General features: G+C 70.6%; 15 protein-coding genes. 7 read left to right on the forward strand and 8 right to left on the reverse strand.

Annotation, left to right across the window (positions count from 1 at the left end):
* The first annotated feature begins 6 nt into the window (after positions 1–6).
* Both ACEN9V_RS13960 and ACEN9V_RS13965 read left to right on the forward strand, forming a co-directional pair.
* Positions 7–918 carry a tetrahydrofolate dehydrogenase/cyclohydrolase catalytic domain-containing protein gene (locus ACEN9V_RS13960; RefSeq protein ID WP_413603068.1) on the forward strand — a complete coding sequence of 304 codons (912 nt, stop codon included), beginning with the start codon at positions 7–9 and terminating at the stop codon, positions 916–918.
* A gap of 160 nt (positions 919–1078) precedes the next feature.
* Entirely contained in the window at positions 1079–1582 is a 504-nt protein-coding gene (locus ACEN9V_RS13965) for a hypothetical protein (protein WP_413600794.1), read from the forward strand.
* Between the two features lie 8 nt (positions 1583–1590).
* Here the strand turns inward: ACEN9V_RS13965 and galK are convergent, their stop codons facing one another.
* Positions 1591–2727, reverse strand: coding sequence for a galactokinase (gene galK / locus ACEN9V_RS13970; protein ID WP_413600795.1), 1137 nt, complete (start codon positions 2725–2727; stop codon positions 1591–1593).
* Positions 2724–3821 (reverse strand): galactose-1-phosphate uridylyltransferase, encoded by a 1098-nt coding sequence (gene galT, locus ACEN9V_RS13975; RefSeq protein WP_413600796.1) that lies wholly within the window; start codon positions 3819–3821, stop codon positions 2724–2726. The genes galK and galT overlap by 4 nt, the downstream gene beginning before the upstream one ends.
* A 64-nt stretch (positions 3822–3885) precedes the next feature.
* On the opposite strand from galT, the gene ACEN9V_RS13980 reads away from it, so the two are divergent.
* Both ACEN9V_RS13980 and ACEN9V_RS13985 read left to right on the forward strand, forming a co-directional pair.
* Positions 3886–4740, forward strand: a complete 855-nt coding sequence (locus tag ACEN9V_RS13980) for a DeoR/GlpR family DNA-binding transcription regulator (RefSeq protein WP_413600797.1) — start codon at positions 3886–3888, stop codon at positions 4738–4740.
* Positions 4737–5672, forward strand: a complete 936-nt coding sequence (locus ACEN9V_RS13985) for an aldose 1-epimerase family protein (protein WP_413600798.1) — start codon at positions 4737–4739, stop codon at positions 5670–5672. The genes ACEN9V_RS13980 and ACEN9V_RS13985 overlap by 4 nt, the downstream gene beginning before the upstream one ends.
* Before the next feature lie 15 nt (positions 5673–5687).
* On the opposite strand, the gene ACEN9V_RS13990 is transcribed toward ACEN9V_RS13985, so the two are convergent.
* Entirely contained in the window at positions 5688–6008 is a 321-nt protein-coding gene (locus tag ACEN9V_RS13990) for a hypothetical protein (RefSeq protein WP_281265897.1), read from the reverse strand.
* A 276-nt stretch (positions 6009–6284) separates the two neighbouring features.
* Between ACEN9V_RS13990 and ACEN9V_RS13995 the strand changes: the two genes are divergently transcribed.
* A complete protein-coding gene (locus tag ACEN9V_RS13995) occupies positions 6285–8477 on the forward strand; it encodes a hypothetical protein (RefSeq protein WP_413600799.1) in 2193 nt (730 codons plus the stop codon).
* On the opposite strand, the gene ACEN9V_RS14000 is transcribed toward ACEN9V_RS13995, so the two are convergent.
* The 5 genes from ACEN9V_RS14000 to ACEN9V_RS14020 form a co-directional block, all read right to left on the reverse strand.
* Positions 8465–9262: an SGNH/GDSL hydrolase family protein gene (locus tag ACEN9V_RS14000; protein ID WP_413600800.1), complete on the reverse strand. Its 798-nt coding sequence runs from the start codon at positions 9260–9262 to the stop codon at positions 8465–8467. The genes ACEN9V_RS13995 and ACEN9V_RS14000 overlap by 13 nt on opposite strands.
* A gap of 54 nt (positions 9263–9316) precedes the next feature.
* The gene (locus tag ACEN9V_RS14005; protein WP_413600801.1) at positions 9317–10444 is read right to left on the reverse strand and encodes an acyltransferase family protein; all 1128 of its coding nucleotides are present in this window, start codon (positions 10442–10444) and stop codon (positions 9317–9319) included.
* A 199-nt stretch (positions 10445–10643) separates the two neighbouring features.
* On the reverse strand, positions 10644–11765 hold the full coding sequence (locus tag ACEN9V_RS14010; protein ID WP_413600802.1) for a tyrosine-type recombinase/integrase: 1122 nt from the start codon (positions 11763–11765) through the stop codon (positions 10644–10646).
* Positions 11765–12166 (reverse strand): ImmA/IrrE family metallo-endopeptidase, encoded by a 402-nt coding sequence (locus ACEN9V_RS14015; RefSeq protein WP_413600803.1) that lies wholly within the window; start codon positions 12164–12166, stop codon positions 11765–11767. Before ACEN9V_RS14015 ends, ACEN9V_RS14010 begins: the two co-directional genes overlap by 1 nt.
* The gene (locus tag ACEN9V_RS14020) at positions 12163–12795 is read right to left on the reverse strand and encodes a helix-turn-helix domain-containing protein (protein WP_413600804.1); all 633 of its coding nucleotides are present in this window, start codon (positions 12793–12795) and stop codon (positions 12163–12165) included. The genes ACEN9V_RS14015 and ACEN9V_RS14020 overlap by 4 nt, the downstream gene beginning before the upstream one ends.
* Before the next feature lie 44 nt (positions 12796–12839).
* Between ACEN9V_RS14020 and ACEN9V_RS14025 the strand changes: the two genes are divergently transcribed.
* The gene (locus ACEN9V_RS14025; RefSeq protein ID WP_413600805.1) at positions 12840–13127 is read left to right on the forward strand and encodes a hypothetical protein; all 288 of its coding nucleotides are present in this window, start codon (positions 12840–12842) and stop codon (positions 13125–13127) included.
* Positions 13127–13345, forward strand: coding sequence for a helix-turn-helix domain-containing protein (locus ACEN9V_RS14030; protein WP_413600806.1), 219 nt, complete (start codon positions 13127–13129; stop codon positions 13343–13345). Before ACEN9V_RS14025 ends, ACEN9V_RS14030 begins: the two co-directional genes overlap by 1 nt.
* Positions 13346–13357: the final 12 nt, after the last annotated feature.

The raw sequence follows: 13357 nt of genomic DNA on the forward strand, positions 1-13357 counted from the left end.
GCCGACCTGCCGCGGGCGCTCTGGGCGGGTGAAGGCAGTGCCGTCCGCATCGACGGCACCGCCCTCGCCGCCCGGACGCTCGACGACCTGAAGGTCCGCATCGACCGGCTGCACGACCACGGGTTCCGACCAGGGCTCGGCACGATCATGGTCGGCGAGAACCCGGGCTCGGTGTCCTACGTGGCCGGGAAGCACAAGGACTCGGCACAGATCGGGCTCGACTCGGTCCGCATCGACCTCCCGTCGTCGGCGGGTCCAGCGGACATCCGGGCGGCGATCCTGCAGATGAACGACGACCCCCGGGTCACCGCGTTCATCGTGCAGCTGCCGCTGCCGCAGGGCATCGACCCGATCCCGATGCTCGAGCTGATGAACCCGGCGAAGGACGCCGACGGCCTGCACCCGACCAACCTCGGTGAGCTCGTGCTCGCGGTCCCCGGTGGTGCCGGCACGATCGACGCCCCGCTGCCGTGCACCCCGCGCGGCATCGTCGCCATGCTCGACGCCTACGGCGTCCCGATCCGCGGGCAGCACGTCACGATCATCGGGCAGGGGCTGACGGTCGGCCGGCCGCTGGGCTTGCTGCTCACCCGGCTCGAGGCCACCGCCACCCTGACGCACTCCCTGACCGAGGACGTCGCCGCAGAGTGCCGTCGCGCCGACATCATCGTCGCGGCCGCCGGTGTCGCCGGGCTCGTGCAGCCGGGATGGGTCAAGCCGGGCGCGGCCGTGATCGACGTCGGCATCAGTCGTGTGGTCGACGAGTCGACCGGCAAGGCGAAGCTGCGCGGCGACGTCGACCCCGCGGTCGCAGAGGTCGCCGGGTTCCTCTCCCCGACGCCCGGTGGCGTCGGGCCGATGACCCGCGCGATGCTGATGAAGAACGTGGTCGAGGCCGCGGAGCGCCACCTGAAGTAGGCGCGCTGGGTCCGTCCGGTTCCGCGCTGGGTCCGTCCGGTTCCGCGCTGGGTCCGCCCGGTTCCGCGCTGGGTCCGCCCCGCGAAAGCGACAGTTCCCCACCGCGATCCGGCCGGGAACTGTCGCTTTCGCGTGGTCACGAGCGTGCTAGCGTCGCGCCATGGGGGAGCAACTGGTGACCGCGCCGGTCATGTCCGTCGAGGGGCGTCGATTCCGGATCCGCGGATGGATGGTCGCGGCGGTCGCCGTCGTCGCGGTGTTCGTGTTCCGTGCCGTCTCGGTCTGGAGCGCCAGCGCGGACTACGGCGGCGTCGACGCAGACGGGCACTGGATCGATGCGCAGGGTGCCGTCGTGCCGAGCGCCCCACCATCGGTGTCGGTGGTCGGACACGCGTCGCCGCTCGTCCTCGTGCTGATCGTGCTCGCCGGCGTCGTCGGTGTGACGCTCCCGGCGACGCTCGCCCGGTACGGCCGGCACCGCGCCGGGCGGATCGTCCGGGTCGTGGCACTCGTCGCGATCCCGGTGCTCGTCGTCGTCGGGGTCGGGGTGTACTCGTTCTGGCAGTCCGCGTTCGTGCTGGACCAGGTCCAGCGTCAGACGCTGCCGGTCACGTCCTTCCCATGGGGCGGCGCGACCGTCACCGTGGAGCACATGACCCGCTGACGCGCCGCTCAGCCGTCTCGGCGCGCGCCCTGGTCCGCGTGCACGGTGAACACCGAGGGCTCCCGGTACCCGGCCTCGGCGAAGGCGGCCGTCACCGCGGCGCCGATCGCCTCGCGCTGTGCGGCATCGACGAGCGCGATCGCGGCACCCCCGAACCCGCCGCCGGTCATGCGTGCCCCGACGGCTCCGTTCGCCATCGCGGTGGTCACGGCGAGGTCGAGCTCGGGCACCGAGATCTCGAAGTCGTCGCGCATCGACGCGTGCGATGCCACGAGCAGCTCACCGATCGCCCGCGGGCCGTGCCCACGGAGCGTACGGACGGTGTCGAGGACGCGCTGGTCCTCGGTGACGACGTGGCGCACACGGCGGAAGGTCTCGTCGTCCAGCAGCGCAGCGGCACGGGGGAGGTCGTCCACCGTCACGTCACGGAGTGCCTCGACGCCGAGCACCTGGGCGCCTCGCTCGCAGGACTCCCGACGGGCCTTGTACCCGCCGGTCGCGTGGGCGTGCTCGACGCGGGTGTCGATCACCAGCACCTCGAGTCCGTTCGCCGACAGCGCCATGTCGACCACGGCGGTGTCGAGCGTGCGGCAGTCGAGGAACACGACGGCGTCGCGCTCGCCCAGGAGCGACGCGGACTGGTCCATGATCCCGGTCGGTGCCCCGACCGCGTGGTTCTCGGAGTACTGCCCGACGCGTGCGAGCTGCTTGCGGTCGAGGCCGAGCTCCCACAGGTCGTTGAACGCCAGCGCGACGCCGCACTCGATCGCGGCGCTCGACGACAGGCCAGCACCCACGGGGACGTCGGACTCGATGAAGACGTCGAAGCCGCTCTTCTCCGACAGATCCGCGCCCTGCTCCCGGAGCGCCCACGCGATGCCGAGCACGTACGCCGACCAGCCGCTCATCGCCTCCGGTTCGAGGTCGTCGAGTGCGAGCGAGACGACGGACTCCGGGTCGAAGGCCGAGGCGACACGCAGCACCCGGTCGGTCCGCGGAGCGATGGACGCCGTCGTGCGACGGTCGATCGCGAACGGCAGGACGTAGCCCTCGTTGTAGTCGGTGTGCTCACCGATCAGGTTGACCCGCCCCGGGGCGGAGTACCGCACCGTCGGCTCGTACCCGAACACCTGCTGGAACGTCATGCTCGTTCGATCCCTCCTCGGATGAACTCGGCCTGCTGCTCGGGGACGACGTCCCCGATCCAGGCCCCCATGGCGGCTTCGCTGCCGGCCAGGAACTTCAACTTCGTCTCCGCCCGACGCGGCGACGTGATCTGCAGCATCAGCCGCACGGTGTCACGCGCGGTGTGCACCGGGGCCTGGTGCCACGCGGCGATGTACGGCGTGGGGTCGCCGTACAGCTGGTCCATCCCGCGGGTCAGCCGCAGGTGCATGTGCGCCAGCTCGTCCTTCTCGGCATCGGTCAGGCCGGCGAAGTCCGGCACGTGGCGGTGCGGGAGCATGTGGATCTCGAGCGGCCAGCGAGCGGCGAACGGCACGAAGGCGGTGAAGTGCTCGCCGGCGAGGACGACCCGGTCGGAGTCGCGCTCGTTCGCGAGGTGCTGCTCGAACAGGTCCGGCCCGAAGCGCTCGATCGAGTCGAGGAGCCGCTGCGTGCGCGGCGTCACGTACGGGTACGCGTAGATCTGCCCGTGGGGGTGGTGCAGCGTGACCCCGATCGCTTCGCCCCGGTTCTCGAACGGGAACACCTGCTGGATGCCGGGCATCGCGGAGAGCGCAGCAGTGCGGTCGGCCCACGCTTCGACCACGGTGCGGGCCCGCGACTCGGAGATGGACGCGAACGACCCGGCGGTCTCGGGGGAGAAGCACACGACCTCGCACCGACCGACCGACCGGAACGTCCGGTTCAGGCCGACCTCGGTCAGCGAGTCCAGCGAGCCAGGAGCGTCGTCGGCCTGCAGTGCCGGACCGAACGAGGGCGACCGGTTCTCGAACACCGCGACGTCGTACACGCTCGGGATCTCCGACGGGTTCGCCGCGGACTGGGGCGCGAGGGGGTCCTGGTCGGCCGAGGGCAGGAACACGCGGTTCTGCCGACTGCTGGCGATGGAGACCCACTCGCCCGTGAGGACGTCCTGGCGCATCTGCGCGGTCGCCGGACGCGGGTCGAGTGTCCGCTCGTCGATGCGACGTTCGGCAGGCAGCGTCGTGTCCGCATCGTCGAAGTAGATGAGGTCGCGGCCGTCCGCGAGCTTCGTCGCGCGCTTGGTGATCACCGGACGAGCCTACTCGATGAACGAAGGATTGCGAAAGTGATCGGAAGCAGACGAAACTACCCGTGTGAGCGACGACGACCTCTTCCTCGCCGGCACGATGCCGGCCCCGCTGCGTCAGGAGCGCATCGTCGCCATCGTCGACGGCGCACCCGGCATGGTGCGCACGACGGCGCTCGCCGCGGCGCTCGGCACGAGTGAGGTGACCGTCCGCCAGGACCTCGCGGTCCTCGACCGGGAGGCTCGGGTCAAGCGGGTGCACGGCGGCGCGCTCCGCCTCGGGGCCGGTTCCGGCGAGCGGCCGTTCGAGGAGACCGCCGTCGAGCACCAGGTCGCGAAGGCCGCCATCGGCCGCGCCGCGGCCGCGCTCGTGCGGTCCGGCCAGTGCGTCGTGCTCGACGTCGGCACCACCCCGGCCGCCGTGGCCGAGGCACTGGTCGCGCGCGAGGACCTCGTGGACGTCACCGTCGTCACGAACTCGCTGACGACCGCCCTCGCACTCGAACGCGCCGTTCCCCGGTTCACGGTCATCGTCACCGGCGGGACGCTCCGCCCGCTCCAGCACTCGCTCGTCGCACCCTTCAACAACACCCTGTTGCCGATGATCGCCGCCGACGTGGTGTTCCTCGGCGGGACGGGCGTGGACGTCGAGCACGGGCTGACGAACGTGAACCTGCCCGAGACCGAGGCGAAGCGCATGCTCGCCGCCCACGCCGGGCGTACGGTCGTGGTGGCGGACGGCTCGAAGTTCGGGCGCGCCCACGTCGGGGTCGTCAGCGGCCTCGGGGACATCGACGTCGTCGTGACCGCGGAAGCGCCACCGGAGCTCGTCGAGCAGGTGCGGGCCGCCGGGGTCGAGGTCGTCGTGGCAGACGGCGGACAGTCGGACACCACCGCATCGGGAAGGAACCACAGCGCATGACCGCAGCACCCACCGGGGGCCAGTACCACCTCCTCCGTCACGCCGGCCCGGACGGGGTCGTCGAGGCGGTCGTCACCGAGGTCGCAGCCGGTATCCGCGAACTCCGGGTCGCCGGGTTCGACCTGACCGAGCCCTTCCCGGCGTCGGAGGCGCCGGCCGGTGCGAACGGCATCGTGCTCGTCCCGTGGCCGAACCGCGTCGCCGGCGGGAAGTGGGAGCTGGACGGCACGGCCCAGCAGCTCGACGTCTCCGAGCCGAAGTACGGCAACGCCTCGCACGGGCTGCTGCGGTTCTCGCCGTACCGCGTGGTGTCGCAGACGGAGACCAGCGTCCTCCAGGAGGCGACGATCCACCCGCAGCACGGCTGGCCGTTCACCCTCGAGACGCGGGTGCACCACGAGCTGGTGGACGACGGCATCCGCGTCACCCACGAGATCACGAACCGCTCCGGCGTGCGTGCCCCATTCGCCGTCGGGGCGCACCCGTACCTGCGCGCCGGCGACACCCCGGCAGAGGACCTCGTCATCACGCTCGACGCCGCGACGGCGTTCACCGTCGACGACAAGCGCATCCCGAACGGCACCGAGCCCGTGGCGGGCACCGGTGTCGATCTCCGCGCCGGTCGTCGTGCGGGTGACTCGGACCTCGACACCGCGTACACCGACGTGACGCCGGATGCCGACGGGGTCCGGCGCACGACCATGCACGGGCCGGAGGGTGATGGCGTCCAGCTCTGGCAGGACGAGTCGTTCCCCTACGTGCAGGTGTTCACGTCGCGCGAGTTCCCCCGTGGTGACGGCAAGGGCCTGGCTGTCGCGGTCGAGCCGATGACCGCGCCCGCCGATGCCCTGAACTCCGGCGAGGGGCTCCGATGGCTGGAGCCCGACGAGACCTGGACCGGTTCCTGGGGCATCCGCCGCGTCTGGTCCTGAACCCTGGCGGGCTGATCAGCCGCGGCGCATCCGCAGGGCTTCCACCGCGAGCGATTCGGTGCCGTAGCGCCCGATCTCGTGCGCCCACGCGGGGTCGTCGCCGCGGAGGGCGATGAACTGCTTGCGCTGCCGGCACACGTAGCCGAGCACGCTGGAGGCGGTCGCGACCTCGACGAAGTCCTTGCGGATGTGCCGGGTGGTGACCTGGGCGTTCCGGCGGAGCGTGTCCAGCAGCAGCTGGTCGCTCATCGTGGTGTTTGTCGCTGCTGCGAGCTCGACGATGCGGCGCGCGTCTCCGCTGGTGCTGGACTGCGTGGCGTCGATGTGCTCGATCACGGTGTACCCCGTTCGTTCTGCTTCAGGTGGTGCTGGCGATCCACGAGGAGTGGATGCGGGAACGACACTATCGGCGGTATCCCAACAGACCGCTGAACGAGACCTGAACTGTGCAGTGCGAACGCCATGAGCTCGCTGAGGACGGTGTGTACCCCAATCGCAGCTCCGCAACACGTGTCGCTCGAATGGGGGATGTGCCGGCGTCGCCTCCGCTGGGTATGATCTCGTCACCCTGAAGAGCTCCCTGCTCGACGATCGGCAGGAGCCCTGGACCTGATGACGACCCGCGCCATCCACACCCGTCGGACGATGATCGGTCTCGCTGGCATCGGCCTCGCCGGCGCCGTCCTCGGCGAGGCGACCACCGCGTCCGCCGCATCGGCAGTGGGAGCACGGTTCACCGCGACGGCCAAGACCACCACCGACGAGCTCAACCGGTGGCTCGCCGCACGGGACTCGACGCGCATCCGTCGCCTCACGGGCGTGGTCGTCCTGACGAAGCCGCTCGTCGTCCCGGCGAACACGCTGCTCGACGCGCACGGTGCGACGATCACCGGGCCACCGACCGACAACCTGCTCCGGAACGCCGCGTCGATCGCGACGGTCGTGACGAGCGTGGCCGTGACCGCGGGCTCCCCGGTCGTCACGAGCGCGGCCGGGGCGTTCACCGCCGACATGGTCGGGCGACGCATCCAGGTCCTCGACGCCGGCTCTCGTGCGTGGCGGGCCGGCGCACCGACCTCGCTCTACGGCCGCGTGGTCACCGTCACGTCGCCGGGGCAGGCGACGCTCGACGTCCCGGCGACCTCGACCCTCACCGCGCAGGCGTACGTCTACCCCGTCGCCGACGCCGACATCACGATCCAGGGCGGGACCTGGATCAACCGCAACAAGAACTCCCTGTCGCAGAAGCTCTCCTCGCACGGGTTCCTCATCCGCCGTGCCTCGGGCGTGACCATCGCGGACCTGACGGTGAAGGGCCAGGGCGCGAAGCAGATGGGCGGCCAGTACGCGATCTGCCTCGGCGACGTGTCCGACGTGACCGTCTCGAAGATCACCTTCACCAACACGTCGTCCGACGGGCTCCACTTCCAGGGCCCGGCGTCGAAGCTCCGGATCTCGGACATCACGGGCTCGAACTCCGGTGACGACCTCGTGGCGTTCACCGGGGTCGACGGCAAGAGCAGGGACGGCTCCCGACTCGGGGACGTCGAGGGCGACATCACGGACGTCGTCCTCCGCAACGTGCGCGGGTCCGGATGCCACACGCACCTCAAGATCACGTCGGGGGTCGGCGCGGGTGAGGTCCAGCGACACGTCAGCGGGTTCACGGCGACCGGCATCTCCGGAACGGTCAGCTCCGGTGGTGCTCCCGTCAACGTCGTGGACTACGCGGGGTCGACGTCCTTCTCCGGATCGATCACCGGGGTCACCGCGACACCGTCCGGGGCATCCGCGATGGTGAACGTCGGCCCATCGATCCTCGGGGACCTCGTGGTCGGTGACGTCACGTGGACCACTGCGAAGGTCCCCACGAACGGGATCGTTCGGGTGGTCCAGTCCGCCACGACCCCGACGGTCACCGCGGGCTCGGTCACCGTCCGCAACGTCGTCCGGAAGGACACCGCGGGGAAGATCACGGACACGACGGGGGCCGGCCTCGTGCTCGGCACGCGCACGCTCGGCACCCTGACCGTGTCCGGGGTCGGGTGTCCGGTACCCGCGCCGCACTTCGACTCCGTCCAGCTCGCCTCGGCGGGGATGCGGATCGACTCGTTGAGCATCGCGTCCGACTCGTCGGCGGCACGGACGGGCAACGTGCTGGTGTTCCCGGTGTCCTCGAAGGGGTACTCGATCGGCGCCGCCACCTTCTCGTCGATCTCACGGTCGACCGGATCGCTCTGGTCCGCGGACGCCGACGGGGACGGGACCTCCACCGACATCGCGGTCCGTGGGTACTCCGGCGGGAAGGCGGTGGCGCTGCTCCGTTCCCCGGCATCGATCGGCATCGTCGACCTCGCGCAGCCCGCAGGAACCGGTGCAGCCGTCCGTCTGACCTCCGCTGCCGCGTCTCCCGTCCGGATCACGACCGAACGGTCGACGAGGCCTCCGGTGCTCGTCTCGCGGTCGGGAGCGCAGCGGGTCTCCGCATCCTCGCCGACGATCGTGGTCGACAGCTCGCTCCTGACGCCGCTCGACGGCGACGTGGTCCTCGACCCTCGCCTCGGGTCGACGCCTCAGCGGTACGACGCCGCCTCCGCGACCTGGTCGAGCGCGCAGCCCCAGCCGACCGTCCCGCAGGCCCCGACGCCCGCACCGACGACGACACAGGCGCCCGCGCCGACGCCCACCCAGACGCAGACGCCGGTTCCGACTCCCGTGCCCGCCGGCACACCTGCGCCGTCCAGCACCCCCGCCCCGTCCAGCACCCCCACGCCGTCCGCCGAGCCGGTGACTCAGGAGGGCTGACACTCCGCGGTCGTCTCCGTCAGGTCGTGCAGCGAGGCGGCGATGCGACGAGCGAGGTAGCGGTACCCGGCGTCGTCCAGGTGTTCCCCGTCTGCGGCCACGTACGACCGACTGTTGAACTCCGTGAACCACTGCGCATCGACCGCATCGACGTAGGGCACCCCGGCTGCTCGTGCTCCGGCGCCGACGGCGTCCGAGATGTTCGTGGTGGCGGTCGCGAGCGGCGCCGGTGCCGAGGGTCCGATCGCGACGACGAGTGCGTCCGGCCACTGTTCCTCAGCCTGGCGCAGCGTCGCGGTGACGACCTTCCGGAGCTCGCGGGTGCTCACCGTCCAGTCGTTCTGGCTGCCCTGGACGAGGACGAGGTCCGGATCGAGGCTGGCGTGCGACTCGATTCGCGGCAGGTACGTGTTCTGGACGGAGTCCGTCGCCGCGCGGTTGACGTACCCGCTGCCCGGGATGCCGTCGATCGTGCTGCGCCATGACTCGTTCTCCGAGATCATCTGGGCCCAGCCGTGGTTCCCGTCCGAGGATCCCCGACCGGTCGTGTAGGAGTCGCCGACGATCAGCACGCGCGATCCCGGGTCCAGAGCTGCCTCGGCATGCGCGCTCACCGGCGTCGTGGCCGGCTGGCATGCGTCGGAGACGGACGGGAGGAGCACGACGAACGCGCCGACGCCGAGCGCCATCAGACCGAGCGCGACCGCCGAGGTCGTCGGGCGTCGCGTTCGGGTGGGCACGCGACCGAGGACGGTCCTGCCACCGTCGTCGGTTCGTCTGGGCACGCGAGGATTGTACGGACGGCGGGTGGCAGCACGCTCCGTGCGCGGTGTACGCGGCTAGTGCACGCTCTCCGCCACGCGGCGCCCGCGACGTGCTCCGCCGTCCGTACCCGACACGCGTTTCGACACCGTCTTCGCGAGTCGGTGCGCGGGCAGCTCGACGAACCGGGCGAAGAAGACCGCGACGACGAGCGCGACCGGGATCGTGATGATCGGGGTGAGCCACGGGTGTGCCGTGGGCACGAGCTGCGCGACGCTGACCGCGATCGGTTCGTGCACCAGGTAGAGACTGAACGACATCCGTCCGAGCGTGCGGGGGACGGCACCGAGCAGGACCCGCTCGGCCGGCAACCACTTGCCGGCGAGCACGACGAGCGTCGCGGCAGCGGCCGTGATGACGGTGGACTCGAAGACGGCTCCCGGCATGTCGCTGGGGATCCACCACGCACAGGTGATCCCGAGCAGCGAGGCCAGGAACAGGACCCACCCGAGCGGTCGCTTGACCGCCGGGATCCGCTCCCAGCCCGCAGCGATCGCGGATCCGACGAGGAACATCGACAGGTACGTGAGCCACTGCATGCGGAGCGGGTGCCCCGCGGTCGACAGCAACGCGGCGACGATCGCCGTGATCCACCAGTGCCTGCGCGTGAGCGCGGCGATGGACACGAACAACGGCAGGAGCAGCGAGAACGCGACCTCCCATGTCAGTGACCAGAGCGGGCTGTTCATCCTGGTGGGCGCCAGGAGTGTCAGGTCTCCGAGGAACCCACCGAGGGACAGCGACTCGGCGTGACGAGCGACCCAGGCCGACTGCCCGGGCGCGCCCGTCCTCGGGACGGCGAGGAAGAGCAGGAGGGCGAGGAAGACCGAGGCGACGACGGGCAGGTACAGCCGGATGAACCGGCTCGGGAAGTACGCGATCCAGTCCTGTGTCCGCCGGAGGGCCGGCAGCGTGAGCACGAACCCGCTCAGCACGAAGAAGACGAAGACGGCCTCCCCGCCGGCCCAGAACGCGTGCACCGGGCTGTAGACGAGCCAACTCCTCGAGTCCGGAACGGGGAGGTGGAGGTTCCCGTTCGCGAACGACGGGATGGTGAGCAGGGAGTGGTGGACCAGGACGACGGCCGCGGCGACTCCGCGCAGGCCATCGAGCGATCCGATCCTGCCCGCAGGGCGATCGCGCATGGGGAGATCCTAGGGAATCCCCAGGAGAACGCGAAACTGCGTCACGTCCGTCGGTCGGATGGGAAGCCGGTGGGCGGTACCAGTGGGCCCCGTGGGGCTCGAACCCACGACCCTCGGATTAAAAGTGCGTCGAGGGGGATCGGGGCGGGCGTGCGCGAATGGGAGTCGATGTGCGCACTTCCCAGTGCTGGCGCGGGTTCTAGGCTGTGTCGCGCCTTCGGAACTGGATCACATTGGAGTCCGTCGGAGTGACGGCCTGCCCCACGTCTGCCCCACGCTCGGGCCGACTGAGCGCGCTGAGCACGGACGCGGACGGTGTCTCCGCGAGGTGTGCGTACCGACGCGTGGTGAGCGGCGACACGTGGCCGAGGAGCCGCCCGACCTCTTCCAGCGGGACGCCGTCCTGGATGAGCCAGGACGCGTACGTGTGGCGGGCGTCGTGGAGGTGCACGTCGTCGAGCCCAGCGCGCTTGACGGCCGGCATCCAGATGCGCCGCCGGTAGTTGTGATGGTCGAGCGGCGTTCCATCGGTGGTGAGGAACAGGAACCCCGTGCGGCGTCCGATCGTCAGCGGCTTCAGGTGCTCGAGTGTCCAGTCGGGCACGGGAACCGTGCGGCGTCGTCGGCCCTTCGGGTACGCCTTCGGCTGCTTCAGCTTGTCGTCCCAGGTCTCAGCGACACGGAACTGTCCGGCGCGACGGTCGAGGCGCTGCACGGTGGCACCGGCAGCCTCACCCCACCGCAGTCCTGTGCCGAGCAGCATCGCGGCCATTGCGCGCGGCACGCCCTCCGGGACCTCGTCGAGGAGGCGGAACGCCTCGTCCTTGGTCAGGTAGCGCTCGCGGGAGTTGTCGGCGCTCGAGAGCCGCAGGCGGGCGGCGGGGTTCGCGGCGATGATCTCCGCGTCGACGGCGGCTACGAGCGAGGCGGACAGGAGCGCGACGCACCGGTCCCGGGTGGCGGGCGCCATACCCAGGAGCAGCTCGGCGGCCCACGCCTTCACGTCGTGCCGCGTGATGTCGACGAGCGGGACGGGACCCCAGCGATCGTCGAGGTGGGTCTTCCGTCGTGACTCGTCACGGAGGAGCGTGGAGGGCTCGACGTCGCGGGTGGGCCACCACTCGGTGACCCAGTCACCCCAGGTGCGGGCTCCCGCGCGGGGATCGCGCCAGCCGAGCGCTGCGGCGTCGACCTCGGCGGCGGCCGCGGCGTTCATCGCGGCCTTCTTGTGGTCGAAGGTGCCGGCGGAGCGCTTGCTGCCGTCGGGGAGACGGTAGGCACCGCGCCAGCGTCCGGACGGAAGCTTCTCGGTCCAGGCCATCAGCCTGCCTCTCGGAGTCGGTGGTTCCGCAGGTGCGTGATGCGGGCCTCGAGGAGGTCGGCGGTGACGCCGAGCTCGATGGCCCAGCGGCCGGGGTCGGGAGTCCAGCGCATGAGGTCGACGAGGCGGTCCTCCTCGATGAGGCGGAGTGATGCCGTGGTGTCGGCGTTGCGTTCCATGCGGAGGTCGAGGAGCGGGACGCCGGTCTGGCACTCGTTTCGTTCGGCGTGCACGATCTCGTGGGCGAGGACGGAGCGCTCGAGGGCGGCGCGCATTCGTGGGCGGATGAGGATGGTGCGGAGAGCGGGGATGTAGCGACCGAGGTCCGCGCGCAGCGGGTACTCGACGATCGGAACCCCCAGTTCCGCCGCGTGTGACCGCGGGTCGTACAGGTCCGTCATGGGGTGTGCTGATCCTCCTCCACCTCGCGCGCGTTGGTCTTCGCCGCGTAGCCGAGGTCCTCGTAGGTGAGACCTGAGCGCTCGAGCTCCTGCTCGAAGTTCTGGCGCGCGATCTCGAGTGCGGTGCCCTCAGGCTGCCCATCTTGGGGACGGCCCCCGACATTCGCCCACGCGGGGTGGTCGACTTCGAGTGGTGTGTCGCTGACGTCGGTGGACTCCCCGGCCTCGATGCGGCGGACGAGCTCCTGCGCAATCTCGAGCTCGGTGAACTCGGCGAGCGTCATCCCGGCCGTGAGCTGAACCTCGCCTTCGACCTCGGATCGCGTGAGGTAGCCCGCCGCGACGAGGGCGACGAGCGGACTGCGGTTGTAGGCGCGCGCTACGGCGATGACCTGCGCCGCGTCCGGGCGGGAGGAACGGGAGAACCAGCGGCTGACGGTTCCGGTGCTGATGTCGGCGGTGCGTGCGATCTCCGACTGGTTCGTCGTGATTTCGGCGAGGTAGGTCGGCCAGTCCGTTTTGTTCACGGCACCGAGGTTAACCGTTCCATTGCACGCGTGCAACGTCTTTTCGCGAACGGAACCGCGTAGGCATGCGGATCGACCGCGACACGCCGGGATTTCGTGCACGAATAGACCATGCACACGCGCAGAACCGTGCCTACTATGTCCGCATGCAGAACCTCTCCACCGGTGCACAGCCACCGCAGATGCGTCTGAACCTCACCAAGCTCAACGAGCTGCGCCGGGCCCACGAGCTCGAGTCGAACGTCGACCTGGCCCGACTCCTCGGCGTGGACACGGCGACTCTCCACCGCGTCATCAAGGGCACCGTCGCCCCGTCGAGCAGCTTCATCGCTCGGGTGAAGCTCGCGTTTCCGTCCGTGGCGATCGACTCCCTGTTCTACGTCGATCGCCTCGGGGCGACCGCGGGCCTCGTGCCGGTCGGGCAGGTGGCGTGATGGCGTGGCTCACCGTCGCCGAGGCCGCTGCGGAGTCCAAGCGGCACCCGCGGACCATCTCGGACGCGTGCCGGGCAAAGGAGCTGCACGGCGTGCAGCGGGCCGTGAACGCGTCCTGGCGGATCGAGGACGTGTGCCTCGACGCCTGGATGCGGGGCACGCCCTGCCAGCACCAGCACTCGAACGTGACACCGATCAGCGCCGCACGGTCGGCCTGACCTCTCTCTGAT

It is taken from the genome of Curtobacterium sp. Curtsp57 (assembly GCF_047324335.1).
Taxonomy (GTDB): Bacteria; Actinomycetota; Actinomycetes; order Actinomycetales; family Microbacteriaceae; genus Curtobacterium.